The sequence below is a fragment of the Bradyrhizobium sp. CCBAU 21365 genome (assembly GCF_015291305.1).
Taxonomy (GTDB): Bacteria; Pseudomonadota; Alphaproteobacteria; order Rhizobiales; family Xanthobacteraceae; genus Bradyrhizobium; species Bradyrhizobium elkanii.
Window position 1 is genome coordinate 9,121,751 of record NZ_CP030036.1, and the last position, 23,941, is coordinate 9,145,691.

Consider the following 23,941-nt stretch of genomic DNA (forward strand, 5'->3'; position numbering starts at 1 on the left):
GCCGATATTTCCGTCGGTTGCTGATGCGTGAACGATGTTGCGTCACGGTCAGCGCGTCTCGGTCACCGCTCCTAAACTTGTCGCGCTGTCGACGAACGCAACCGGCGTGCCCTTCGCGACACCGACCGCGACGCGCTGCACGTCCCAGTTGGTGAGCCGGACGCAGCCGTGCGACTCCGCCTTGGAGATCTTGCCGGGATCGGGCGTGCCGTGAATGCCGTAGCCTTCTCCCGAGAGGTTGATCCAGATCACACCGACCGGGTTGTTCGGACCGGGCCTGATCGTGAAGGGCGTCTTCGATCTGACGCCCTTGAACGCGTATTTTGGATTGTAGCGATAGGTCGGGTTCTTGTTGATCGCCGTCACCTTCAGCGCTCCGCTCGGCGTCGGCTTATCCGCGCTGCCGACCGTCGCAGGATAGAAACCGAGCAGCTTGCCTGCTGCATCGAACGTGCTGAGCGTCTGCCTGGTCTTGTCGACCTCGACGCGCGCGATCGGCGTTGCGTTTCCGGCGTCGACGACGTTCGCAACCGCAATGGTCTCGCCGGCCTTGTTGAACTTCCGTCCCGGATTGAGCGCCTGAAGCAGCGCCTCGCTCATGTGGAATTTCTCCGCGAGCGCTTCGCGCGGATTGGTGTAGCCCAGCGCCGGCAGGTTCTTCATGCTCTCCATCTTCGCGGGGATCCTCTTCACGAACGGTCCCTTCACGTCGGCATCGACGATCGTGTAGCTGATGATCGCAGGCCCGTCGCTGGCGGCGGTGAGCCTGCTCCAGAGCTCTGTCGTCACCGCCTTGTCGAAGGACACTCCACTCGCCTCGGCAAACGCCCTCAGCGCCTTCTGCGCGTTGTCGCCAAGCTTGCCGTCGATCTCGCCGGGAGAAAAATGCGCGCGGTCGAGCAGGATCTCGAGCCTGGCAATGAAGGCGCTGAGCTGACGACGGTCCGGCAATCTTGCCGGCGGCGCCGCCTCGTCATTGATCGCGGCGGCATCGAGACCCGCGGCCACCGCCGGCGCGGCCGACACGAGCAAAAGGACAAGAGCAAAACGCGCAGCGGAAAGCGGTCGGAACATCGTGCATCCCAACATGGCTACCTTCCATAAAGCTACGGAAAGCCTCGAAGTTCCAATGCGAATAGCGACGAAGTTCCGCCGCGGAGCAGCTGACCCACGACTATACGACTATGTCCGGACCATCACCGGCACCAAGGCGGAGGACCGGATCAAGCATGCCGACACGTTCGCCATCCGCATCGATTTACCGAGCGAAGCACCGTGCGAAGGCATCGGCGGCCTCTCGAAGACGAAGGATGTCGCCTTCGTCGCGGCGTCGCCGGCGTCCGCGGTGACGACGATCATTCGCAAGGCCGAGGCCGCGCGAGAGGCGGCAAGGTCGGTCGCCGGCCGCGCGCGCAGGCGGCTCGCGCGCACGTTCGTCGAGCTGAGGCCGCGTCACGACGCGTGCACCGCCGCGAGCGCGGGCCGGCGATATTTCCGCTCAGGAAAATGAATGCCCTGGTGTATGCTGCCGGTCGTTTCAGATCGGTTTGCTTGCAATTCATTTTCCAGTGGGCGTTGTCATGACGTTGATCGATGGTTTGGGTTATCTGGCGTCGGCTCTCGTGTTGCTGACGTTCTGCATGAGCACGATGCTGAGCCTGCGCGCTGTCGCGATATTCAGCAATCTGGCGTTCATCAGCTATGGATTGGGCGACGGGATCTACCCGGTGCTCATCCTGCATATCATTCTGCTGCCGCTGAACGTGGTGTTGCTGTTCCAGATGGTTCGGCTGCTTCGGAAAGCGAAGCGTGCTGCAGCGACGGACCTTTCTCCGAACTGGCTGCAGCCGTTCATGCAGCCGAAGCACGTCAAGGCGGGAGAAACGATCTTCCGGAAGGGCGACGACGCCGACCTGCTGTACATGGTCGTGTCCGGCGAGGTCAGGTTTCCCGAGATCGATCGCGGGGTCTCGGCGGGCGAACTGTTCGGCGAGATCGGGCTGTTTTCGCTCGAGCGCCGCCGCACGCAGACCGCTCAAGCCGCGACCGACGTCGATCTGCTCTGGATCAGCGACGGCGCGCTGAGGAAGCTGTGCGAGCGCAACCCGGGACTGTCGCTGTATTTCCTGCGGCTGACGGCGACGAGGATGACGGAAAACGCAGCGCGCACAATCGGGGTCGGCGCGATGACGCCCAGTCCGGCGTAACGCGGGTCGCCTCCGTGCCGGCGCTACGGCGCGGACGAAGCCGCAAGGCTCGGCAGCGGCGCAAATTGCATCTCTGCAACGGCCGAGCCGGCGTATGCACTGGCGATCAGGATCATGACTCGAATGGCGACGAACATGGTGCCTCCTCAGTCTTGTTGTTGGTCTCTCAATGCCAGAGACTTCTTTCTCGCCGGTGAGGAAAGCTGGTTGCCGCAACCTTGAAGGCATTGGTAAGCGGGCCGTTTACGCTCCGACGTTCATGAGTTGGGAACCGTATCGGCCGATCGACCGGAGCGCTAAACGCGCGGTTCACCGTCACCGGGCATTGTCCGCCTCAATCAAGAAGGCGCAAACACAATGCCGATTTTCAGGACGATCCTTGTTGTCGTATCGATTTTTCTTGCCGGTTTGTACGTCTACGACAGCTGCCGCGGTGATGGGCTCGCCATGCCGGTTTCGGTAAACGAAGTCCTTGCACGGCGCTGGCCGGAACCGGACGCGTTTCATCCGACGGCGGCCCCTGTGTCCGCAGCCGCCGGCAACGTGACGCCGGCCGCGCGCGTTAGGGAAGCGTTTGCGATGTTCATCCCCAAAGATGCGCGACGCCATCCGATGCAGCGCAGCCTTTGACGGGCTGGAGTCAGCCCAGCGATGCGCCGGCCTTGGCGCGGCTTATTCCGAGCGTCACGATGCGCTGCAGCAGATCCGGATAGTTGAGCCCGTCATGCCCGGCGGCCGTCGCGAACTCCTGGCTCTTGGCGATCTCGGGATTGGGATTGGCTTCGATGAAATACGGAACGCCGTTGGTGGACAGGCGGAAGTCGATGCGCGCATAGCCGTCGAGCCCCAAGGTCCGGTAGATGCGCTTCGCCAGCCGTTGAATATGGGCGGATAGTTCCGGCGTGAGGTCTTCGGCCGGGCCATCGGCAATCCCGACCCGCTCCTGATAGCTGGTATCGTGCTTGACCTTTTCGGTGGCGATCTGGCGCGCAGCAGGGCCGCCCATGCTGCCGAATTTCAATTCCCACACCGGCAGCACCCGCAGCCGGTTGTTGCCGAGCACGCCGACATAGAGCTCGCGTCCCTCGATGAACTGCTCGGCGATCGCGGCCGTTCCGATCCGCTCATGGATGAAGGCGACGCGCTCGGCGAGCTTCTCGTCGGTATCGACGATCGACGCCTGCGAGATACCGAGCGATCCATCGCTGCTCAGGCTCTTGACGATCAGCGGCAGCTCGAGACGCGGCGGCCGCTTGACCTTGCGGCGCATCGGAAACACCGCGAAGGCCGGCACCGGGATCCGGCGATGGTGCACCAGCGTCTTGGACAGATCCTTGCCGCGCGCCAGGATCAGGCCGCGCGGGTTGCATCCGGTATAGGCGATCTTCATCAGTTCGAGATAGCTCGCGATGTGCTGGTCGTACACGACGTCGTAGTGAAACTCCTCCAGCAGCGTGAACACGACGTGCGGCTTGAAGCCCTCGATCTCGTCGCGCACCGGCTTGATTTCCTCCTGCACGCCGAGCGGACGAACCTCATGGCCGGCCGCGCGCAGGGTGCTGACGACGTCGTATTCCGTCTTCCACTCGTTGATCTCCCGCGCGCTGTATCCATCGCTGGAGTCGGGCGGCACACAGTCCGGGTGCATCAGCACCAGAATGCGAAGCTGTTTCATAGCGCGATCCATTTCCGGCGCGACGGGCCGAACAGCGCGTGCATGGTCTTGGCGGTCAGCAGAATGGTGAAGTTTGTCACGAGCTTCTGCTCGGGGCCGACGGCACGCAGATTGAGCTCGCGGCAGCGCGAGATCATGTCGTCGAGCACGGCATCGAGCGTCAACTGGTTCTCGCCGGTCCACCGCGCCACCAGCTGCCTGATCTGGGCGCGGTGCCGCCTGATGAAGGCCGCGGCCGGCGGACGCCGATAATGCCGCGGATCGGCGGAGAACAGCTTGGAGAGATCGCGGTCGTAGGTCTTCGGCGGCGTGAAGGCGTAGAATGCCTGCTTCTTCCTGTAGTGCTCGGCGAGCGTTTGCTTGAGCGTATGCAGCGGATCGACCCGTTCGCGCGTCGCGAGCAGCGGCCGCTTGCCGGCGATCTCGCCCATCAGCTCGTCGACATATTCGAGCTTCTTCAGCGCGGGCCAGCCGGCATAGCGCGTCCGCCAGTTCGAGCGCGGCCGCAGCCACACTGCGAAAGTCTCGGCGAAGTCCTCGTCCGGATGGCTCTGCGCGTACCAGAGCCGCAGATGCTGGACGTAATTGCGGCTGGCCGGATTGGGCCGGTAGTAGCGCGGGTAGTGCTGCGACGACGGGCCGAACAGCTGCTGCCAGCGCCGGCGGCGCTGCAGCTGGTAGCCGTGCTGCACGGCGTGCCCCGCCTCGTGGCGGAGAATGGCCATGCACTCGGACCACGAGGCGCCCTCGACGTCGAGCATCATCTTCTTCTCGAGCTTCATCAGGCGGGGATGGGCGAGGTAGAACGGGATCGCGATGCCGGGCACATCGGCCGGGCTGAACCATTCGCTCGAGATCCATGTGTGCGGCCGCAACCGGACGCCGCGCTCCTCGAGCTCTTCATAGAGCGTATTCACACAATCGGCGAGCCAGGTGCCCTCGACGGCAACCCTCAGACGGCTGAGCGGTTGCGCGAGCAACTGCTCGTCCGTCAGCTTTTCCCAGTCAAATTTGCGGCGCGGCATAGGCTTCCAAAGTCTAAAACAAATCGGACTCTGAATGGTGTCATAGGTTGCCGCCGGCAACAACCGCCGGGCCTTCGCGCCGCGCCCCCGGCCAATGCCGGCAGCGGGCCGGACCCGGCCCGAGCGTCCGCCTTGGGCGGCGGGCAGCGCGCCGACCCCGATTCGCCGGCTCGAGGCGACGCTCATCTTGCGTCCTAGGGCTTGACCCAGCGTTGCACGGCCGCGGCGGTGTCGGCCGGCCTGGTGTTGAAGCAGATGGCGGCATCGGGGGCGAGCCGGTGCACCAGATTGAGGACCGTCTCGAACAGCAAGAGCCGCTCCGGCGGCTCGCGCAGCCCGGCACCGATCACGACGCAGTCGTAGCGGCGCGCGTTGAGGGCCGCCGCCGTTACGGCTTCCGCCGTATCGCCGAGGTCGATCAGACAGCTCTCGACGTCGTAGCCGAGCGTCCGCAGGCCCTCGATCTGTGCGTCGAGATAGCCGCGCACCAGTTCGGGCGTGAACTGCGGCATGACGGACAGATCGACGAAGGTCGGGTCGAGGCCGATCGCCAGCACGGATGGCTTCGTCATGGTGGCAGTTCCCGGTCCAAAAGAATTTCGTCCGAGCATGCCGCAGGTTTGAGTCGAAATCGCGGACACGACGACCCGCAGCAACCTTGTAGCCCGGGTGAGCGAAGCGACACCCGGGGTCACTCGTGGCAAAGACCCGCATGTCGCTTCGCTCATGCGGGCTACGTGGTTTCGCTCCGCCGAATCGCGGAGCCGTCAGCGGCAGCCATGATCCTGCGCGGCACGCGCGGCGATCGCGGCGCGCCGCTTGAGGAACTCACGCTCGCGCGAATTGCCGGCCAGCGCGGCGGCGGCCTCGAACGCGGCATGCGCCTCCGCGAAACGGCTCAGCCTGTGCAGCAGATCGCCGCGCACGCTCGGCAGCAGATGATAGGATTTCAGCACCGGCTCATCCGCGAGGCTGTCGACGATCGCGAGCGCGGCAAGCGGCCCCTCGGCCATGCCGATCGCAACCGCGCGGTTGAGCTCGATCACGGGTGAATCCAGCAGCGCGGCGAGATCGCCGTACAGCGCGGCGATGCGGTTCCAGTCGGTCGCATCAGGCGTGCCGGCCGCGGCGTGGCAGGCGGCGATCGCGGCCTGCAGCGCATAGAAGCCGCCGGCGCCGCCGAGCTCGCGGGCGCGCGCCAAAGCGAGCTGCCCGCGGCGGACCTGCAGGCGATCCCACCGCGCGCGGTTCTGGTCCATCAGCAGAATCGGTTCGCCGGACGCATCGGTGCGCGCCGCCATCCGCGAGGCGTTGAACTCCATCAGCGCCAGCAGCCCGTGCGCCTCCGGCTCCGATGGCGCGATCGAGGTCAGCACGCGGCCCATGCGCAGCGCCTCGTTGCAGAGCTGCGGCCGCAGCCATTCGTCGCCGCTTGCCGCGGTATAGCCCTCGTTGAAAATGAGATAGACGACCTCGAGCACGGAGGCGAGCCGCTCCGACAGCTCCTCGCCGCGCGGCGTCTCGTAGGCAAGCCCCGATTCCGACAGTGTGCGCTTGGCGCGCACGATGCGCTGGGCGATGGTCGCCTCCGCCTGCAGGAAGGCGCGCGCGATCTCCTCGGTGGTGAGGCCGCAGATCATCCGAAGCGCCAGCGCGGCGCGCGCCTCCCGCGACAGGCGCGGATGGCACGCGGTGAAGATCAGCCGCAGCAATTCGTCGCCGATATCGTCGTCGAGCGCGGCATCGAAGTCGGGCATGGTCTCCTGCTCCCGCGCCAGGTCGTGCGCGATCACGCCATGCTTCTCGGCCAGCATGCGATTGCGGCGCAGATGGTCGAGCGCGCGGCGCTTGGCGGTCGCCATCAGCCAGGCACCCGGTTTCTCCGGCACGCCATCCGCCGGCCAGTGCTCGAGCGCGGCGACCAGCGCCTCCTGGGTCAGGTCCTCGGCGAGCGGCACGTCGCGCAGCATCCGCGACAGGCTGGTGATCAGCCGCGGCGTCTCGATGCGCCGCAGGCGGCGGATGCGGGCCGGCGCGGTCCGAGCGCCTTGGCCGGCTGCTCGCCATCAGCCGCGGCATGCCGATGCGCCACCGCGGATCGGCCGGACGCGCCGTCATCGCCGCCGACCTGGATTATTGCCTGACGCGCTTTCTTCACGCGAACCGGCGTCCACTTCGCTTGAGGACGCCCCGTTCGCGCGGCGCATCAGGCGCAGGCGGACACATCGATCTGACAGCCGCCGTCGGCGCCAGGGGTGGCGAACGGGCGAACCTCGCAGGTGCCCTCCCAGCCCGGCATATGCTCCTTGTGCAGCTGCATGAACTCCACCGCGGCGGCGACCGCCTCCTCCTTGTTGCGGAGCTCGAAGATCGCGTAGCCGCCGATCATCTCCTTGGTCTCGACGAAGGGCCCATCGACGACGTTGAGCTTGCCGTCGGTGATGCGGACCTGGGCGCCCATCGCGACCGGCAGCAGCCCGCCGGTGTCGATCATGCGGCCCGCCTTGATTTCCCGCTCGGCAAGCCTGCCCATCGCCTCCATCAGAGCCGGCGTCGGCGGGCCCGGGGGCTGGGGCGAGGTGACGATATACATGAAGCGCATCGGAAATCTCCTGTTGGGCGAGACGCGGCGATGATCGCCGCAAGACCGGCTCGCTATGGGGAACGACGATCCGGGAGAGGGTGAATCGACAGGGGAAAGGGAATTATTTTTCGGGCAAAAGCAGATCGTACCGGCCCCCATCGTCGACCCTGCGAAAGCAGGGACGACCGGAGCTTGTGGCAGTCCCGTAGCCCGGGTGAGCGAAGCGATACCCGGAGCCGCGCGAGACACCCCGCATATCGCTTGCGCTCATGCGGGCTACGAAGCAGCGCCCGACCTACTGCTCCCGCAGCATGATCAGCGGGTCGGCGCTGTCGGGGACGCGGCGCCACTGGGCGTTGTCGTCGGCCTCGAACTGCCAGGTCTCGCCCTTGGCCGACATCAGGATCATCTGGCCGTGATCGAGCCGCCACATGGCCGGGTTGAAGGCCGCAACCGCCGGATCGCATTTGCCCTTCAGGAACACCTGGAAATTGTCGTTGCCGGCGTCGGTGTTGGTCAGCACCAGCGTGCAGATCGCCTGGCCGTTGCCGCGCACCATCGACCAGTCGCCGATCATCTGGTCCATCGACTTGGCGAGCGAGCGCGCCGCGGCAAGGTTTTGCAGGATATAGACACCCTCGTTGGTGCGCATGCCTTCGAAGATGCCGGTCTCGACCTCGGTGAAATCGATCACCGCCTCGCCGGCCGCGTTCTGCAGCCGCACGATGTCGCCGAGGCCCTTGATGCTCCAGCCGGTGATGTCCTTGGTGAAGGGCAGCGCGGCGGCGCAGGCGGGCTCGAGCTCGAGCTTGAAGCCTTGCGGCGCCGTATCGCCCTTCAGCGTCACGACGCAGGTCTTGCTGCGCTCGGTGGTGGCGAGCTCCCACTGCCCGATCATGTCCCTCTTCAACGTCGTGACGTCCTGCGCCGCTGCCGGACCGCATGCGGCCAGCAGCAGACACAGCACGGCATTGAAGCGGGACAACGACATCAGCGATCCTTGACGGGCGTTTCGGCAACCGGCGTCAGCGGCGGCTTGCCGGCAAACCAGTTCTTGATGTTGTCGACCACGAGCTGGTCCATCGCGTTGCGCGTGACCACCGAGGCCGAGCCGATATGCGGCAGCAGCACGACGTTCTGCATCGCCTTCAATTCGTCCGGCACGTTCGGCTCGGCCGCGAACACGTCGAGACCGGCGGCCAGGATGGTGCCGGACTTCAGCGCCGCGACCAGCGCCGGCTCGTCGACCACCGAGCCGCGCGCGACATTGATCAGCACGCCGCGCGGACCGAGCGCCTTCAAGACGTCGGCATTGATCATCTTCGCCGTCGAGGCGCCGCCCGGCACGATGACGATCAAGGTGTCGACCGCCTTCGCCATCTCGATCAGATCGGGATAGTGCTTGTAGGAGACGTCTTTCGACGGATTGCGCGAGTGATAGGACACCGGCACCCGCGAGGCGTCCAGCCGGCGTCCGATCGCCTGGCCGATCCGGCCCATGCCGACGATGCCGATCTTGCGGTCGCGCAGCGAGCCGACGCTGAGCGGATAATTCTGGGTCTGCCACAGCCCGGAGCGCACATAGCGGTCGGCCTTGACGAATTCGCGCAACGTCGCGATCAACAAGCCCATCGCGACGTCGGCGACCTCCTCGGTCAGCACGTCGGGCGTGTTGGTGACCACGATATTGTGATCGCGCGCATAGGCGGAATCGACGTGGTCGTAGCCGACGCCGAAGCTGCCGACGATTTCCAGCTTGGGAAACAGCGCCAGCGCGGTCTTGTCGGTCGCCATCGTGTGATAGGTGACGGCGATGCCGCGGATCTTGGCCAACGTATCGGGCGTCAGCCGCTCGAGGTCGCCGCGGCTCTCGGCGCGATGCAGCACGAATTGATCGGGAAAGCCGTTTTCGAGGATTGGCCGGATCGGTCCATAGATCAACAGATCGATCTTTTCGGAAGAAATCGGGGCCATCAACTGTCCTTTCCTAACGCGCTTTCATGCCAACGCCGCAACAACAGGTGCGAAACTAGCGCCAGCAACCCATAGATGACAATCCCGGCCAGCGATAGCAGCAGAAGTGCTGCGAACATGCGGGGAATATTCAGCCGGTAGCCTGATTCAGCGATCCGGAAGGCGAGGCCCGAGCCGGCACCGGCGCTGCCCGCCGCGATCTCCGCGACCACGGCGCCGATCAGCGACAGCCCGCCGGCGATGCGCAGGCCGCCGAGGATATAGGGCAGCGCCGCGGGCAGCTTCAGGAACAGCAGCGTCTGCAGCTGTGAGGCGCCGTAAAGTTGAAACAATCCGGCGAGGTTGCGATCGACCGAGTTGAGGCCGAGCGTCGTGTTCGACAGCACCGGAAAGAACGCCACGATCCAGGCGCAGACGATCACCGCAGTCTGCTGCTGCAGATAGATCAGGAGCAGCGGCGCGATCGCGATGACGGGCGTGACCTGCAGCACCACGGCATAGGGGAACAGCGAATATTCCAGCCATTTCGACTGGTTGAACAATAGCGCCAGCACGATGCCGCCGATTGCGGCGGCAACGAAGCCTTCGAGCGTGGTCAGGAGCGTGACGCCGAGCGATTGCGACAGCACCGGCCAGTCCGCAACCAGCGTCTTCAGCACCAACAGCGGGCTCGGCAACACGTAAGGTTGGATGCCATAGCCGCGGACGATGGCTTCCCAGAGCACGAGGCCAGCGGCGAACACCGCAAGCGGCAGCAGAAAACGGACAATGTCCTGCGGAGATTTCATGCGCCCGCCTGCCCTGCATAGGATGGCGCCAGCGCGCTGGAGACCTCGCGGCAGAACGCGGCATATTCGGCCGAGGTGCGGAACTCCTCACCGCGCGGCTCCGGCGAGGTGATGCGAAACTCCGCGCCGATCCGGCCCGGGCGCGCGGTCATCACGATCACGCGCTGCGAAAGATAGACCGACTCGAACACCGAGTGCGTCACGAAGATGACGGTCTTGTGCAGGCTGCGCCACAGCGACAGCAGGTCGTTGTTGAGGCGAAACCGCGTGATCTCGTCGAGCGCCGCGAACGGCTCGTCCATCAGAAGGACATCCGGATCGGTCACCAGCGCGCGCGCCAGCGACGCCCGCATCTTCATGCCGCCGGACAATTCGCGCGGATAGGCTCTCGCGAACTCCGCAAGCCCGACCTGATCCAGCGCCGCATCGATGCGCGCGTCGGCGTCGGTCGCAGGCAGCCGGGCGAGCTTCAGCGGCAGGCGGACATTGTCGCGCACGGTAGCCCACGGCATCAGGGTCGGCTCCTGAAAGACGAAACCGATGCGGTGGCTGCCGCGCTGCTCCGCGCCATGATGCGAGACCTCGACCGTGCCGGCGCTTGGCGTGGCGAGACCTGCAATGAGCCGCAGCGCGGTGGACTTGCCGCAACCGGAGGGCCCGAGCAGCGAGACGAACTCGCCGCGCCTCACATCGAGGTCGAGCGGCCCGAGCGCCCTCACGCCGCTGTCATAGGTCTTGCTGACGCCGCGCAGGCACACGGCGAGGTCACCGGCATCGGTTTCCAGCACGGTGCTCTCTACCATCGACGGCGGAATAGTGGTGAGCGCAGCCGAGCCGCGAAAGATACCTCTGCACGCGTCGAACAACGTGACGACCGCATAAGAGATTCGGGAGGCAGCGGCAGTCGGCTCCCTCTCCCGCTTGCGGGGGAGGGCTGGGGTGGGGGCTCTCTCCGCTTTTCGTATCGGGGAGAGAGCCCCCACCCGGCCCGCGCTATGCGCGCGCCGGCCTCCCCCGCAAGCGCGAGAGGCGAAGGAAGCCCGCGGGCAAACTTCGCGGACGCCACGCGCGATTGCTTTCTCCTATCAACGGAGAGGTCGACTGCCGATGCTGAAACAGATCGGATCATAGTCAGTTCTTCGGCCGGAGCTCGGCGCCGACCGCCTTGTTGACAAAGCGCAGCGTGTAGCCCTGGCGATAGTCGATAGCGCTCTTGACCACGCCGGCGCGCACCATCTTGTCGAAGAAGCTCGCCATCCGCTCATCGGTCATGGCGCCGATGCCGTTCTTGATGGAATCGCCGGAATCGACGATGCCGTGCTCGCGCATCTTGGCGACGCAATAGGCGAGCAGTTCGTCGTTCATGTCGGGATTGAGCTTCTTGATCATCGCATTGCCGGCCGAGTTGTCGCCGTAGACGTAGTGGTACCAGCCGACGATCGAGGCATCGACGAAGCGCTGCACCAGGTCAGGCTTCTTGTCGACCAGGTCGCGGCGGGTCTCGATCAGCGTCGAGTAGGAGTTGAAGCCGTAATCGGCGAGCAGCAGCACGTTCGGCTTGAAGCCGGCGGCCTTCTCGACCGCGAAGGGCTCCGAGGTGACGTAGCCCTGCATCGCGGTCTGCTTGTTCACGATGAAGGGCTGCGGGTTGAAGGTGTAGGGCTTCACCTTGTTCTCGTCGAAACCGTATTCGGACTTCAGCCACTGGAAGTAGCTGGTAATGCCCTCCTTCGAGATCAAAAGCGTGAGCGGCTTCAGATCCTCGATCTTTGTCGCCTTGACCTCGGGATGGGTCAGGAAGACCTGCGGATCCTTCTGGAACATGGCGGCGACGGCGACCAGCGGCACGTTGTTGGTCACGGCGTCGAAGGTCTGCAGCGAGTTCGCGCTCATGAAGAAGTCGAGCTTGCCCGCGATCAGCAGCATACGGTTGTTCTCGTTGGGACCGCCGGGCACGATGGTGACGTCGAGGCCGTATTTTTTGTAGGTGCCGTCGGCGAGCGCCTGGAAGAAGCCGCCATGCTCGCCCTCGGCGACCCAATTGGTGCCGAACGAGACCTTGTCCAAGGTCTTGTCTGAGGTCTGCGCCCGCGCCGGGGCAAGCGCCGCGGCGACGCAAAGCGCGGCGGTCAGAAGACTTGTGGTTAACGCTCGCAGCAAAAAGGCCGGGATCATGGTTGGACTCCGTCGATCATTATGGCCCATGATGGAAGGCGGGAAGACGCGGACCGCGCCCGGAGACGCGAACCCGTTATGATGTTAAACAAACTAGCCTGCAAATCCATCCCGTGAAACGCTTGTATTGAAACGACCGGCTTGATGACTTCTCAGCTTCCGTCCCGCGACTGGACCGCCATCCACTGGCCCGATATCGCCAGGGATGCCGCCGCGCGCTGGATCGCGGTGCTGCCGCTGGCCGCGACCGAGCAGCACGGGCCGCATCTGCCGCTCGGAACCGACGTCATGATCGGCGAGGCCTATCTTTCGCGGGTGCGAGAGTTGCTGCCGGCGACCACTCCCGCCACGTTCCTGCCGTTGCAGCCGGTCGGCATCTCAACCGAGCACATCGATTTTCCGGGCACCTTGACCTTGCCGACCAACGTCGCGCTCAAGAGCTGGATGGCGCTCGGCGAGAGCGTGGCGCGCGCGGGCGTCAGGAAGCTCGTGATCGTGACCAGCCATGGCGGCAATTCCGCCGCGATGCAGCTGGTGGCGCAGGATCTGCGCGCGCACCATCAGATGCTGGTGGTGACCACGGGCTGGTCGCGCTTCGGCGCGCCGGACGGGCTGTTCGACGCCGGCGAATTGCGCCACGGCATTCATGGCGGCGCGGTCGAGACCTCGATCATGCTGGCGAAATATCCGCACGCCGTGCGCAAGGAAGCGATCGCGGACTTCAAGCCGGCGAGCGTGCAGATCGAGAAGGATCATCGTTTTCTGTCGACGCAGCGGCCGGCGCCGTTCGCCTGGCAGGCGCAGGACCTCAATCCGAGCGGCGCGATCGGCGATGCGACCAAGGCCTCGGCCGAGAAGGGCGCGAAGCTGATCGAGCACGGCGCGCGCGCGTTCTGCGAGCTGCTTGCCGACGTGGACCGGTTCGATCCGAGCGCATTTCGCGACCACTGACCGCGATTGCTTCGTCCTGACAAACGCGACGAAACAATTCGCGAAACCATATTTCCGGCAAGGTCTTCGAACCGGAACCGGACAGCCTCCGTCCAACGGGCATGCGGACCACACCGGCGCCGCCCCACACAGGATGGAGTATTCCATGTCGATCAAGACCAAGTTCGCCGCTCTCGCCCTCACCGCGCTCGCCGTGACCGGCACCATCGCGTCCACGACGTCGCAGGCTGAAGCGAAGCCCTATGGCTGGGGCTGGGGCGTTGGCGCAGGCCTCGTCGGCGCCGCCGTTGTCGGCAGCGCGATCGCGGCCAGCGACGGCTATTACTACGGCGGCGGCTATCGGCGCTGCGGCTGGGTGCGCCAGTTCGACGCCTACGGCAATTACATCGGCCGCGTGCGCAGCTGCTACTACTGATCGACACAATTCTTAAGGTTGCGGATCCTGTGTTCGGCACGGGTCCTCATCCACCCCGTGTCGCAACCGACCCGTCCGGTGATCCCCCCGGGCGGGTCAATTCCTTGAACGCGGCAATCACAGATACTTCGCGACCAGCCTGAAATCGCGCAGCACGGCGCGGCCCTTCGGCCCTGACGCCTTCAGAGTCTCCTCCAGGCTATGACCGATGTGATCGTGGATCAGCGCCTTCTTGGCGCTCTCGATCGCGCTCTCCACCGCCTGCAATTGCTGGGCGATCTGCGCACAGGGCCTGCCCTGCTCGATCATCTCGACGATGGTGTCGAGATGGCCGTTGGCGCGCTTGAGGCGCCGGGCGATCGCAGCGTGCGGATGGTCGTCGGACATCTGGCTCTCCTATCCTCCCCGGAGGATAATCATGATCCTCCCCGGAGGATAGCGGAATCGGCTTGACAGACCGTTGTCGCGGGCGTAGTGCCCGATGACCGGAACGTTCGTTCCGCCCCGGGGCTTTGGCCCGGAGACAAGTCGATCCACGAGCCAGCACAGAAGGCACATGGGCAGTAGCAACTCAGGCGACAGTAGACCGGCGATGCCGGGACTGGTGACGCCGCAACACAGCAAGACTGATCGCGCAGATCTCGCCTGCGTGGACGGGTGGTCGCGCCCAAGCTGACCACTGCTCCTCACCGGCCTGCCGCGACCAGCGGAAGTGGAGGTGAGCGATGTTCGAGAAGCTCGCAAAATTCCGGCAAGCAGGGCCGCGGCGCGTTGTCGAGCCGCGGCGCATGCCGCCGCCGGCCACCATTCATTGCAATGACAATCTGCCGGGCTTTCGCCGCCTGGCGGGCCGCCGCCGGCGTCCAACCCCGGCCTGTCATTGGGTCCTGATCGACGGCCGCCTGGAATGCCGTTGGATCGTCGAAGACGCCAGCGGTGATCTCGATCAGCAGCGACGTGTGGGCCGGCGTTTCGGCCCGCGCGCAACAGCCACGCGCCACGCCGCGGCAAAGCCGCGGCTGTGCGCCTAGGAGGCCGACATGGACGAAGGACCTAGTCGTCCCGTTGCGCGCCATCGCGGCGCGGCAGCGGGACCATTGAACCGCATCAGATCTGGAAAAGCTGCTGCTCACGGCAGCGGAGACGTCCGCGCCTGACGGGGCCTGCGTCCCTCCCGCCGTGCCGAAAGGCGGCGAGGAGACGCGAAATGACCGAAAGCAAGACCACACAAACCGCCATTCTTGATAGCGCGCATGCCGGCGACATCCACGGCGCGCTCGGCAGCATCGCGCGCGACGACACCGCGCCGCGCGCGACCTTGCCGGCCCGGCTGAAGACGCTGCTGGCGATCGTCGGCCCCGGCCTGATCGTGATGGTCGGCGACAACGACGCCGGCGCGTTCGGCACCTATACCCAGGCCGGACAGAATTACGGCACCACGCTGCTGTGGACACTGCTGCTGCTGATCCCGGTGCTCTACGTCAACCAGGAGATGGTGGTGCGGCTCGGCGCGGTCACCGGGGTCGGCCATGCGCGGCTGATCTTCGAGCGCTTCGGCAAGTTCTGGGGTGCCTTCAGCGTCATCGACCTCCTGGTATTGAACGCGCTGACCATCGTCACCGAGTTCATCGGCATCACGCTCGCACTTCATTTCCTCGGCGTCTCGCAGTTCTGGGGCGTATTGACCTCGGCTGTCATCGTGATGCTGGCGGTCTCGACCGGCGACTTCCGCCGCTTCGAACGCTTCGGCATCGTGCTGGTCGCCGGCAGCCTGCTGCTGGTGCCCGTGATCCTGATGGTGCACCCTCCGATCGGCCAGATCGCGGCGGACTTCTTCGTGCCGAAGATGCCGCAAGACGCCAAGCTCAGCGAGGTGATGCTGCTGATCGTCGCCATTGTCGGCACCACGGTGGCGCCGTGGCAATTGTTCTTCCAGCAGAGCTACATCGTCGACAAGCGGATCACGCCGCGCTTCATCCGTTATGAGCGGATGGACCTGTGCATCGGCATCGTGCTGGTCGTGGTCGGCGCGGTGGCGATGATCTCGTTCTGTGCGGCAGTGTTCGCGGGAAAGCCCGAATTCGGCAATTACACCGACGCGCTGGGGATCGCGGCCGGGCTCGAGACATATGCCGGACGGCTGCCGGCCATCCTGTTCGCCCTCGCGTTGTTCGATGCCTGCATCATTGGCGCGGCAGCGGTTTCGCTGGCAACGGCGTATGCGCTCGGCGACGTGTTCGCGGTCAAGCATTCGCTGCATCGCAAGCCGTCGGATGCGAAAGGCTTCTACAGCGTCTATTGCGGCCTGATCGTGCTCGCGGCGGTGCTGGTGCTGACGCCGGGCACGCCGCTCGGGCTGCTCACCAATGCGGTGCAGACGCTGGCCGGCGTGCTGCTGCCGAGCGCGACCGTGTTCCTGCTGCTGCTGTGCAACGACCGTCACATCCTCGGGCCCTGGGTCAATTCGACCAAACTCAACCTGTTCACCGGCGCGGTGGTCGCGGGGCTGGTGATGCTGTCGGTGATCCTGACCGCGGCGGTGCTGTTCCCCGATCTCGGCGAGGAATGGATCATCGGCATCCTCGTCGGCGGCGGCCTGCTGGCACTGGCGGTCACCGCAGCCGTCAAGTTCGACGAGATGTCGTCGCGCGGAAACGCGTCCTTCCGCTTCAAGCGCAAGCCCTCGCAAGAGCCTTGTTTGATCGACCGCGACAGCTGGCGGATGCCGCCGCTTGACCGGCTGCCGCCGGCGCGGCTCAGCGCGCTGAGCCGGATCTGGATGATCGTGCTGCGCGGCTATCTCGTCGTCGCCGCCGGCCTCGTGCTGCTGCGGATCGTCCAGCTCGCCACGGTGGGGGCGTGACTGCGCTCAGTCGCGGCCGGCATTCATCGACACAAAGGATGAGGACAATGGCGGCGTCGATTGAACGGTCGGGTCTCGACCGATTTGCCGCAGACACGTGGTCGATCGCAGCCGATGCGGCCTGCCGCCTCGCGCTGTTACGTGACTGTCACGGTGGCGTGCAAATCGGAGCGGTATTGGGCGCGCCTCAGTTGCTATTGCGAATTATTTGCAATAAGCAGCAGGGGATGCTAGGTGCTGATCTGGCTTTGGATGGGACGACACGGATCGGACCGGGGACGACGGGCGATGATTTCAAATCTCGGGTGGCAAGCGGCCACCAAATCTGCAGTGATGCCGGGCGAAACCGCCACTTGCTCGCGGAAAGCCGCGTCATGACCTGCGTCCGCCTCTTCCGGGTCCAGATCGCCGCCGGCGCAGCCCTCGGTGCGGCAACCTTCGGCGCGCCGGCGACCGCGGCCGATCTGGCCCTCAAATCCCCCGCCGCCAGGGCGGTCTACAGCTGGACCGGGTTCTATGTCGGCGCCCATGTCGGCTATGGCGACGGCACGCTCGGTCCCGGCACCAACCCGATCCTGGAACAGGGCGTGTTCTTTCCGCCCACCATCACCGGCGGGATCGGCGGCTTCCAGGTCGGATACAACAAGGAATTCGCCAACCGCTTCGTGCTCGGTGTCGAGGCGGATGCGACCTTCACCGGCCCGACCGACCTGCCGCGGCGGGTGCTCGGCCCCTTCAATTCGTCGATCGACTATGTCGGCACGCTGCGCGGCCGCGCCGGCTACTCTTTCGGCACCTGGATGCCTTACGTGACCGGCGGTTTCGCCTGGGGCCACAGCCAGGTGCGGGTCAACGACGCCGCGGGCGAGGTGATCTCGGAGCCCGGCCAGTACCACACCGGCTGGACCGTCGGCGCCGGCGCCGAATTCGCGGTGAGCGGCAATTGGACCGCCAAGGTCGAATACGACTATGTCGACCTGTCGCGCCGCACGCTCGGCCTCAATGAATTCGGCATGCCCGGCGTCAGCATCGACCCGCGCATTCATCTGCTGAAATTCGGCCTCAACTATCAGCTCGGCGACTCGCCATGGTCGGCGACGCCGACGCGCACCGCGCTGCCTGAATCGAGCGACTGGAGCGTGCACGGCCAGACGACGCTGCTGCCGCAGACCTATGCGTCGTTCCGTTCGCCCTATGCCGGCACCAACAGCCTTCCCGGCGCCGGGCAGTTACAGCAGACCTGGACCACGACGGCGTTTCTCGGCGTGCGGCTCTGGGAAGGCGGCGAGTTCTACTTCAACCCGGAAACCGCGCAGGGATTTGGCCTCAACGGCACGCTCGGCCTCGCCGGCTTCTCGAACGGCGAAGCGCAGAAGGCCGGCGCGCCGTTTCCGAAAATCCGGCCGCAGCGCTACTACTTCAAGCAGACCTTCGGCTTTGGCGGCGAGCAGCAAGACGTCGCCGACGGCCCGAACCAGATCGCGGGCAAGCGCGACATCGACCGCCTCACGCTCGTGGTCGGGCGCTTTGCGGTCGGCGATTTCTTCGACGGCAATTCCTACGCCAAGGACCCGCGCGCCGATTTCATGAACTGGGCGATGTGGGCGTCCGCGGCCTACGACTTCCCGGCCGACCTGCCCGGTTACACCCGCGGCGCGGTGGTCGAACTCAACCGCAAGGACTGGGCGGTGCGCGCCGGCGTGTTCCAGGTGCCGAACGCGCCGAACAGCGACGTTTTGGTGTTCGACACCGGCGGCGCGGTGGTCGAGTTCGAGGGCCGCTATTCGATCTTCGACCAACCCGGCAAGCTCCGCGTCGGCATGTTCGGCAACCGCGGCAACACCGGCAATTACGCCCAAGCGCTCGCGATCGAGGACGCCAATCCGGGGCTCGACATCAACGACGTGATGGCCGGCATCCGCAAGGACAATCTGAAATACGGCTTCTATCTGAACGGCGAGCAGCAGATCGCAACCGACGTCGGCCTGTTCGGCCGCCTCAGCTGGAACGACGGCCGGACCGAGATCCTGTCGTTCACCGATGTCGACCGCAGCGTCTCGGGCGGCCTGTCGATCAAGGGCAGCAGGTGGGGACGGGCGAACGACACGATCGGCATCGGCGGCGCGATCAACGGGCTGTCATCAGCGCATCGCGACTACCTTGCCGCCGGCGGCCTCGGCCTGTTGATCGGCGACGGTGCGCTGAACTACAGCCCGGAGCGGATCTTCGAGACCTACTACGCCTATCAGGTGAACAAGAACCTGACGCTGACTGCGGACTATCAGTTCATCACCAACCCCGCCTACAACGCCGACCGCGGCCCGGTGCACATCTTCTCCGGCCGCGTCCACGGCGAGTTCTGAGGCGCACCCTCTCCCCACTCAGATATATGTAGGCCCCCCGGGCTTGCCGCAAGCCCGGGGTCATCCCGTAGAACGCGCGCCCAATCGAACGGAGGAGTGCGGGATGCGGGAACATGCTGTGGTGATTGCCGGCGGAGGTCCGACCGGGCTGATGCTGGCGGGCGAGCTGGCGCTGGCGGGAATAGATGTTGCGATTGTCGAGCGTCGCGCGAGGGAGGACCTGATCGGCGCGCGGGCCGGCGGCCTGCACGCGCGCACCATCGAGGTGCTCGATCAGCGCGGCATCGGCGACCGCTTCGTCGCGCTGGGAACGCGCCATCCGGCAGTGCTGTTCCATTCGCACCTGGTGCCACTGGATATCACCGACTTTCCGACCCGGCGCAATTTCACGCTGGGGCTCCGGCAGAACCATATCGAGCGCCTGCTCGGCGAATGGGTCGGCGAACTGGCGGTGCAGACCTATCGCGCGCGCGACGTGACCGGCTTCACGCAGGACGACGCCGGCGTCGACGTCGAACTGTCGGATGGCCAATTGCTCCGGGCACAATATCTCGTCGGCTGCGACGGCGGCCGGAGTGTCGTCCGCAAAGCGGCCGACATCGAATTCGCCGGATGGGATCCGACCACGAGCTGGCTGATCGCCGAGGCCGAGATGTCGGGCGAGCCGGAATGGGGCTTTCGCCAGAACGACACCGGCATCTCGGCGATCGGCAAGGCGGAAGATGGCGGGCGGGTGCGGCTGGTGCTGACCGAGCGGCAACTCGGCACCGACAGGGAGCCGACCTTGCGCGACGTCAGCGAGGCGCTGGTCGCCGCGTACGGCACCAATTTCGGCATCCACAGTCCGGTCTGGATCTCGCGCTTCACCGACATGACCCGGCAGGCCGTGACCTATCGCAAGCAGCGCGTGCTGCTGGCCGGCGACGCCGCCCATGTGCATCCGCCGATGGGCGGCCAAGGTCTCAATATCGGCGTGCAGGACGCGGTGAATCTGGGCTGGAAGCTCGCCCAGGTAATCAAGCGGATCGCGCCGGACAACCTGCTCGACACCTACGAGGCCGAACGGCAAAAGGTGGCGGCCCGCGTGCTGCGCAACACCATGGCGCATGTCGCGCTCAACCGCACCGATCCGCGCACCAGGGCGCTGAACGAGATCGTCTCCGACCTGCTGCGCATGGACGAGCCGCGCAGATGCTTCGCCGCGATGATGTCCGGCCTCGACCTTCACTACGATCTTGGCGAGGGCCATCCGCTGCTCGGACGCCGCATGCCCGATCTCGATCTCGTCACCGCCGACGGCCCGATACAGGTCTTCGCGCTGCTGCACTGCGCGCGGCCGGTGCTGCTGAATTTCGGCGCGCCCGGCAGCATCGCCATCGCGGGATGGACCGACCGGGTTCAGCTGGTCGATGCCGCGTATCGCGGCGCATGGGAGCTTCCTGTGCGCGGCACGGTTTCGGCGCCGACCGCGGTGCTGGTGCGGCCCGATGGCTATGCGGCGTGGGTCGGCGAGGGAACGCAGGCCGGGCTAACCGAGGCGCTGATCAAATGGTTCGGCCCGTCCGCTGGTACGTAGCGAGCGTAGCCCCTACCCCGCCGGCTGGAACGAATCCGCGCGCGCCATCGCCCAGGCGTCGCGGAAGCGGCGGTCCTGGGTGCCTTCGAGCAGCTCGCCGGGGCGCAGCGTCGGATAGAGCCCGGCGAAGGAAGAGACCTCGGTGGTCGAACTCCGCTGCGAGAAGTGGATCGGGCGCAGCTCCTTGGTGTGCTCGAGGCCGGCGGCGGCGAGCAGCTCGGTCAGCGCGTGCAGGGTCGAGTGATGGTAGTTGTACACGCGGTCGATCTTGTCGGGCACATAGAGCGCGCGGTTGCGGATCGGGTCCTGCGAAGTCACGCCGGTCGGACAGCGATCGGTGTGGCAGCTCAGGGACTGGATGCAGCCGAGCGCGAACATGAAGCCGCGCGCCGAATTGCACCAGTCGGCCCCGATCGCCATCGCGCGCGCCATGTCGAAGGCGGTCGCGATCTTGCCGGAGGCACCGATCTTGATGCGATCGCGCGCGCCGATGCCGATCAGCGCATTGTGGACGAAATTGACGCCCTCGCGCATCGGCATGCCGAGATGGTCCATGAACTCGAGCGGCGCGGCGCCGGTGCCGCCCTCATTGCCGTCGACCACGATGAAGTCGGGATAGAGCCCGCTCTCATGCATCGCCTTGCAGATCGCGAGGAATTCCCAGGGATGGCCGATGCACATCTTGAAGCCGGCCGGCTTGCCGCCGGACAGTTTGCGCATCCGGGCGACGAATTCCATCATCTGCAGCGGCGTCGAGAACGCCTTGTGGTAGGCCGGCGAGATGCAGTCCTCGCCCATCGGCACGCCCCGGATCTTGGAAATCTCCTCGGAAACCTTCGCCGCCGGCAGCACGCCGCCATGCCCGGGCTTGGCACCCTGGCTGATCTTGAGCTCGACCATCTTGATCTGGTCTTCGCCCGCGACGCTTGCGAAGAGATCCGGATTGAAGGTGCCGTCGCGATTGCGGCAGCCGAAATAGCCGGAGCCGATCTCCCAGATGATGTCGCCGCCCATCTCACGATGATACGGGCTGACACCGCCCTCGCCGGTGTCGTGGGCGAAGCCGCCCTTCTTGGCGCCGGCATTGAGCGCCCGCACCGCATTCGGGCTCAGCGCGCCAAAGCTCATGGCGGATATGTTGAAGACCGAGGCCGAATACGGCTTGGTGCAGTCGGGGCCGCCGATGGTGATTCGGAATTTCTGGTCGGCACGCGGCTTCGGCGCCACCGAGTGGTGCATCCACTCATAGCCCTCGCGATAGACGTCCTCCTGGGTGCCGAACGGCCGCTTGTCGAGCACCATCTTGGCGCGCTGGTAGACCACCGCGCGGGTGTCGCGGGAGAACGGCATGCCGTCCTTCTCGCTCTCGAAGAAATACTGCCGCATCTCGGGGCGGATTTCCTCGAGCAGGAAGCGGACATGCGCCGAGATCGGGTAGTTGCGCAGCACCGCGTGGTTCTTCTGGGTGAGGTCGCGGATGCCGAGCAATGTCAGGGCGCCGAAGATGACCAGCGGAATCAGGACGATCTTGAAGACCTTGTGATCGAAAATTCCAACCAGCAGCAGCAGTGCGGTGACGACGGCGCAGATCGTCAGCACGATGAAGCGTGGCGAGAACGGAAGCAGCATCGTATCCATGAAATTCCTCCGGTCTGGCCAAATACCCTGTCGGCCGCGAGCCTAATCCAACTCGCGGAACAAGTGCACTACGGTTATACGGCCGAGCAGTCACAGATGTGACAACCGCCCGAATCGGCGGGTGCGGATACCGGTCAAATTGAAACGAGACCGGCTTTTGCACTGCAACGAAGCGGAGCGGATGCGACAACCTGCCGTCGCAGGGGCGCGCTGCCAAAATATCGAAAACAACCCCATGCAAAGGAGCCGGCTGCGGCCGGTGCTCGACAGGGCGACTTGACACGTCGGGCAACTCACCGGCACAATTCCACTATTCCGAAATCGTGGTGTGAGTCTGCGGCTCCTCTAACCCGTCGTCCCTGCGAAAGCAGGGACCCATAACCACAAATGCCAATTGTTGGGCCACGCTGGAACGACGAGTCCCTTCAACAAGATCCGCCGCGGCGTATGGGTCCCTGCTTTCGCAGGGACGACGATGAGGATGGTTCTCGATTCAAGGCGTCACACCACGCGGTGCCGCGCATGTGAGTGCGCTTGCGGGGGAGATGAGGAGAGAGCACCGTCCGCATCAATGCTCGTGCGGCTGCAGTTCGTGCGGGATGTGCCCGGGCTTCAGACCGTCGCCGTCAAGCCAGGCGTTGGTGGTGTCCAGCGCCCGGGTGATGTGATCTGCGGTCCGCGAGAAATCGTAGGGCGAGCCGACCAGCGGGCAGAGCGGCGGCACCACGAAATACTCGACATCGGGCGCGATGTTCTCGAGCTCGTTGACGAGCTGCCGCGCGATCAGGAGCGTCAGCGCGTGCAGGGCATTGGCGAGCGCGCCGACCGGCGGCGCCTGGTTGGCGCAGGCATGCCCGGTCGGCAGCACGATCAGGCGCTTGGCGCCGTGCCTGAGCGCGACGCGGACCGGCGTGTTGCTGGAGATCGCGCCATCGGCCAGGAAATGATCGCGGTAGTGCACCGGCGTGAACGCACCGGGAATCGCGGTCGATGCGACGATCGCCTCCGCGGCCGAACCTTCCGACAGCACCACGCTGTCGCCGCTGATGATGTCTGTGGTGACGATGTGGATCGGGATCCGCGCGTCCTCGAGATTGCGGAACGGAATGTAGTCGTCGATCAGCTTGCGGACGCCGTCATGCGGGATCAGGAAGTCGCGCCGCCACAGGAAGCTCACCAGCGTCCGCCAGGTTACCGGAAACACGTCCTGCCGGTCGAGGCCGCGCCAGATCTCGGCCAGCCGCGCCACGCCCGAGACCGTCGGGTCGCCGGCATAGAACGCGCCGTTCAGTGCGCCGACGCTGGAGCCGACCACCATGTCGGCGACCACGCCATGCGCGGCCAGCGCCTGCAGCATGCCGACCTGGATCGCGCCAAAGCTGCCACCGCCGGCGAACACAAAGGCGGTCTTCGGTGCATCCGGATCGGTGATGGCCAAGGTGCTGCTCCCAGATCGCCGCGTTCGGGCAACGGCCGCGCGGCGTTGGGGGATTTATAGCAATGGGGGAATGAGTAGTGCCACGGTCCGATGTTTTGCCGAGTGGTGACCGCAGGCAAGCTGCGCTCCCTCTCCCGCTTGCGGGGGAGGGCTGGGGTGGGGGTATCGCCGCAACGAGGCTGTTCATTGCGTGGAGAAAGCCCCCACCCGTATCGCATCTTCGATGCGATACGGCCTCCCCCGCAAGCGGGAGAGGCGGACCGAGTTCG

24 protein-coding genes are annotated in these 23,941 nt (G+C 65.5%); 9 read left to right on the forward strand and 15 right to left on the reverse strand.

Annotated features, from left to right (window positions below):
• Positions 1-48: 48 nt before the first annotated feature.
• Entirely contained in the window at positions 49-1,074 is a 1,026-nt protein-coding gene (locus XI02_RS43195; protein ID WP_244980899.1) for a L,D-transpeptidase, read from the reverse strand.
• A 55-nt stretch (positions 1,075-1,129) separates the two neighbouring features.
• Here XI02_RS43195 and XI02_RS43200 point away from each other — a divergent pair, with 55 nt between their 5' ends.
• The 3 genes from XI02_RS43200 to XI02_RS43210 all read left to right on the forward strand — a co-directional run bounded on the left by XI02_RS43200 (position 1,130) and on the right by XI02_RS43210 (position 2,837).
• Positions 1,130-1,510: a hypothetical protein gene (locus XI02_RS43200; protein WP_172646453.1), complete on the forward strand. Its 381-nt coding sequence runs from the start codon at positions 1,130-1,132 to the stop codon at positions 1,508-1,510.
• A gap of 70 nt (positions 1,511-1,580) precedes the next feature.
• Complete coding sequence (locus XI02_RS43205; RefSeq protein ID WP_016840624.1) at positions 1,581-2,207, forward strand: Crp/Fnr family transcriptional regulator; 627 nt, start codon at positions 1,581-1,583, stop codon at positions 2,205-2,207.
• Between the two features lie 357 nt (positions 2,208-2,564).
• Complete coding sequence (locus tag XI02_RS43210; protein ID WP_172646452.1) at positions 2,565-2,837, forward strand: hypothetical protein; 273 nt, start codon at positions 2,565-2,567, stop codon at positions 2,835-2,837.
• Positions 2,838-2,847: 10 nt separating this feature from the next.
• Here XI02_RS43210 and XI02_RS43215 read toward each other — a convergent pair whose 3' ends face one another.
• The 11 genes from XI02_RS43215 to XI02_RS43265 form a co-directional block, all read right to left on the reverse strand.
• Positions 2,848-3,882 (reverse strand): ATP-grasp domain-containing protein, encoded by a 1,035-nt coding sequence (locus XI02_RS43215; protein ID WP_016840621.1) that lies wholly within the window; start codon positions 3,880-3,882, stop codon positions 2,848-2,850.
• Positions 3,879-4,907: a putative zinc-binding metallopeptidase gene (locus XI02_RS43220; protein ID WP_018269137.1), complete on the reverse strand. Its 1,029-nt coding sequence runs from the start codon at positions 4,905-4,907 to the stop codon at positions 3,879-3,881. Before XI02_RS43220 ends, XI02_RS43215 begins: the two co-directional genes overlap by 4 nt.
• A 194-nt stretch (positions 4,908-5,101) precedes the next feature.
• Positions 5,102-5,479: a hypothetical protein gene (locus XI02_RS43225; protein ID WP_172646451.1), complete on the reverse strand. Its 378-nt coding sequence runs from the start codon at positions 5,477-5,479 to the stop codon at positions 5,102-5,104.
• A gap of 195 nt (positions 5,480-5,674) precedes the next feature.
• Entirely contained in the window at positions 5,675-6,931 is a 1,257-nt protein-coding gene (locus tag XI02_RS43230) for an RNA polymerase sigma factor (RefSeq protein ID WP_194483495.1), read from the reverse strand.
• Positions 6,895-7,065: a hypothetical protein gene (locus tag XI02_RS43235; RefSeq protein WP_194483339.1), complete on the reverse strand. Its 171-nt coding sequence runs from the start codon at positions 7,063-7,065 to the stop codon at positions 6,895-6,897. The genes XI02_RS43230 and XI02_RS43235 overlap by 37 nt, the downstream gene beginning before the upstream one ends.
• Before the next feature lie 48 nt (positions 7,066-7,113).
• The gene (locus tag XI02_RS43240; RefSeq protein ID WP_016840615.1) at positions 7,114-7,509 is read right to left on the reverse strand and encodes a YciI family protein; all 396 of its coding nucleotides are present in this window, start codon (positions 7,507-7,509) and stop codon (positions 7,114-7,116) included.
• Between the two features lie 277 nt (positions 7,510-7,786).
• The gene (locus XI02_RS43245; RefSeq protein WP_069280431.1) at positions 7,787-8,482 is read right to left on the reverse strand and encodes an AprI/Inh family metalloprotease inhibitor; all 696 of its coding nucleotides are present in this window, start codon (positions 8,480-8,482) and stop codon (positions 7,787-7,789) included.
• Positions 8,482-9,465 (reverse strand): 2-hydroxyacid dehydrogenase, encoded by a 984-nt coding sequence (locus XI02_RS43250; protein WP_016840613.1) that lies wholly within the window; start codon positions 9,463-9,465, stop codon positions 8,482-8,484. The genes XI02_RS43245 and XI02_RS43250 overlap by 1 nt, the downstream gene beginning before the upstream one ends.
• Positions 9,465-10,253 (reverse strand): ABC transporter permease, encoded by a 789-nt coding sequence (locus XI02_RS43255; protein ID WP_016840612.1) that lies wholly within the window; start codon positions 10,251-10,253, stop codon positions 9,465-9,467. The genes XI02_RS43250 and XI02_RS43255 overlap by 1 nt, the downstream gene beginning before the upstream one ends.
• Positions 10,250-11,056, reverse strand: coding sequence for an ABC transporter ATP-binding protein (locus XI02_RS43260; protein WP_172646449.1), 807 nt, complete (start codon positions 11,054-11,056; stop codon positions 10,250-10,252). Before XI02_RS43260 ends, XI02_RS43255 begins: the two co-directional genes overlap by 4 nt.
• A 328-nt stretch (positions 11,057-11,384) precedes the next feature.
• Positions 11,385-12,428 carry an ABC transporter substrate-binding protein gene (locus XI02_RS43265; RefSeq protein WP_069280433.1) on the reverse strand — a complete coding sequence of 348 codons (1,044 nt, stop codon included), beginning with the start codon at positions 12,426-12,428 and terminating at the stop codon, positions 11,385-11,387.
• A gap of 144 nt (positions 12,429-12,572) precedes the next feature.
• Between XI02_RS43265 and XI02_RS43270 the strand changes: the two genes are divergently transcribed.
• Positions 12,573-13,379: a creatininase family protein gene (locus XI02_RS43270; RefSeq protein ID WP_172646448.1), complete on the forward strand. Its 807-nt coding sequence runs from the start codon at positions 12,573-12,575 to the stop codon at positions 13,377-13,379.
• A 145-nt stretch (positions 13,380-13,524) separates the two neighbouring features.
• Entirely contained in the window at positions 13,525-13,794 is a 270-nt protein-coding gene (locus tag XI02_RS43275; protein WP_018269139.1) for a hypothetical protein, read from the forward strand.
• Positions 13,795-13,911: 117 nt separating this feature from the next.
• Here XI02_RS43275 and XI02_RS43280 read toward each other — a convergent pair whose 3' ends face one another.
• On the reverse strand, positions 13,912-14,181 hold the full coding sequence (locus XI02_RS43280) for a metal-sensing transcriptional repressor (protein WP_016840607.1): 270 nt from the start codon (positions 14,179-14,181) through the stop codon (positions 13,912-13,914).
• Positions 14,182-14,519: 338 nt separating this feature from the next.
• Between XI02_RS43280 and XI02_RS43285 the strand changes: the two genes are divergently transcribed.
• The 4 genes from XI02_RS43285 (at position 14,520) to XI02_RS43300 (ending at position 20,596) form a co-directional block, all read left to right on the forward strand.
• Complete coding sequence (locus tag XI02_RS43285; RefSeq protein ID WP_172646447.1) at positions 14,520-14,825, forward strand: hypothetical protein; 306 nt, start codon at positions 14,520-14,522, stop codon at positions 14,823-14,825.
• 176 nt (positions 14,826-15,001) lie between these two features.
• Positions 15,002-16,657, forward strand: a complete 1,656-nt coding sequence (locus XI02_RS43290; protein ID WP_172646446.1) for an NRAMP family divalent metal transporter — start codon at positions 15,002-15,004, stop codon at positions 16,655-16,657.
• 374 nt (positions 16,658-17,031) lie between these two features.
• Positions 17,032-19,020: a carbohydrate porin gene (locus XI02_RS43295; protein WP_244980898.1), complete on the forward strand. Its 1,989-nt coding sequence runs from the start codon at positions 17,032-17,034 to the stop codon at positions 19,018-19,020.
• 103 nt (positions 19,021-19,123) lie between these two features.
• Positions 19,124-20,596, forward strand: a complete 1,473-nt coding sequence (locus XI02_RS43300) for an FAD-dependent monooxygenase (RefSeq protein ID WP_172646444.1) — start codon at positions 19,124-19,126, stop codon at positions 20,594-20,596.
• Positions 20,597-20,608: 12 nt separating this feature from the next.
• Here the strand turns inward: XI02_RS43300 and XI02_RS43305 are convergent, their stop codons facing one another.
• Together XI02_RS43305 and XI02_RS43310 are read right to left on the reverse strand one after the other, a co-directional pair.
• Positions 20,609-22,234 carry an FMN-binding glutamate synthase family protein gene (locus XI02_RS43305; protein ID WP_172646443.1) on the reverse strand — a complete coding sequence of 542 codons (1,626 nt, stop codon included), beginning with the start codon at positions 22,232-22,234 and terminating at the stop codon, positions 20,609-20,611.
• 568 nt (positions 22,235-22,802) lie between these two features.
• Positions 22,803-23,672, reverse strand: a complete 870-nt coding sequence (locus tag XI02_RS43310) for a patatin-like phospholipase family protein (RefSeq protein ID WP_172646442.1) — start codon at positions 23,670-23,672, stop codon at positions 22,803-22,805.
• Positions 23,673-23,941: the final 269 nt, after the last annotated feature.

Bases quoted from the DNA above. Each gene is read 5' to 3' on its own strand.
- XI02_RS43210 (WP_172646452.1), top strand. From the start codon at position 2,565: ATGCCGATTTTCAGGACGATCCTTGTTGTCGTATCGATTTTTCTTGCC.
- XI02_RS43270 (WP_172646448.1), top strand. From the start codon at position 12,573: ATGACTTCTCAGCTTCCGTCCCGCGACTGGACCGCCATCCACTGGCCC.
- XI02_RS43250 (WP_016840613.1), bottom strand. From the start codon at position 9,465: ATGGCCCCGATTTCTTCCGAAAAGATCGATCTGTTGATCTATGGACCG.
- XI02_RS43280 (WP_016840607.1), bottom strand. From the start codon at position 14,181: ATGTCCGACGACCATCCGCACGCTGCGATCGCCCGGCGCCTCAAGCGC.
- XI02_RS43290 (WP_172646446.1), top strand. From the start codon at position 15,002: ATGACCGAAAGCAAGACCACACAAACCGCCATTCTTGATAGCGCGCAT.
- XI02_RS43215 (WP_016840621.1), bottom strand. From the start codon at position 3,882: ATGAAACAGCTTCGCATTCTGGTGCTGATGCACCCGGACTGTGTGCCG.
- XI02_RS43245 (WP_069280431.1), bottom strand. From the start codon at position 8,482: ATGTCGTTGTCCCGCTTCAATGCCGTGCTGTGTCTGCTGCTGGCCGCA.
- XI02_RS43200 (WP_172646453.1), top strand. From the start codon at position 1,130: ATGCGAATAGCGACGAAGTTCCGCCGCGGAGCAGCTGACCCACGACTA.
- XI02_RS43260 (WP_172646449.1), bottom strand. From the start codon at position 11,056: ATGGTAGAGAGCACCGTGCTGGAAACCGATGCCGGTGACCTCGCCGTG.
- XI02_RS43240 (WP_016840615.1), bottom strand. From the start codon at position 7,509: ATGCGCTTCATGTATATCGTCACCTCGCCCCAGCCCCCGGGCCCGCCG.
- XI02_RS43220 (WP_018269137.1), bottom strand. From the start codon at position 4,907: ATGCCGCGCCGCAAATTTGACTGGGAAAAGCTGACGGACGAGCAGTTG.
- XI02_RS43195 (WP_244980899.1), bottom strand. From the start codon at position 1,074: ATGTTCCGACCGCTTTCCGCTGCGCGTTTTGCTCTTGTCCTTTTGCTC.
- XI02_RS43295 (WP_244980898.1), top strand. From the start codon at position 17,032: ATGACCTGCGTCCGCCTCTTCCGGGTCCAGATCGCCGCCGGCGCAGCC.
- XI02_RS43305 (WP_172646443.1), bottom strand. From the start codon at position 22,234: ATGGATACGATGCTGCTTCCGTTCTCGCCACGCTTCATCGTGCTGACG.
- XI02_RS43265 (WP_069280433.1), bottom strand. From the start codon at position 12,428: ATGATCCCGGCCTTTTTGCTGCGAGCGTTAACCACAAGTCTTCTGACC.
- XI02_RS43205 (WP_016840624.1), top strand. From the start codon at position 1,581: ATGACGTTGATCGATGGTTTGGGTTATCTGGCGTCGGCTCTCGTGTTG.
- XI02_RS43255 (WP_016840612.1), bottom strand. From the start codon at position 10,253: ATGAAATCTCCGCAGGACATTGTCCGTTTTCTGCTGCCGCTTGCGGTG.
- XI02_RS43225 (WP_172646451.1), bottom strand. From the start codon at position 5,479: ATGACGAAGCCATCCGTGCTGGCGATCGGCCTCGACCCGACCTTCGTC.
- XI02_RS43300 (WP_172646444.1), top strand. From the start codon at position 19,124: ATGCGGGAACATGCTGTGGTGATTGCCGGCGGAGGTCCGACCGGGCTG.
- XI02_RS43285 (WP_172646447.1), top strand. From the start codon at position 14,520: ATGTTCGAGAAGCTCGCAAAATTCCGGCAAGCAGGGCCGCGGCGCGTT.
- XI02_RS43275 (WP_018269139.1), top strand. From the start codon at position 13,525: ATGTCGATCAAGACCAAGTTCGCCGCTCTCGCCCTCACCGCGCTCGCC.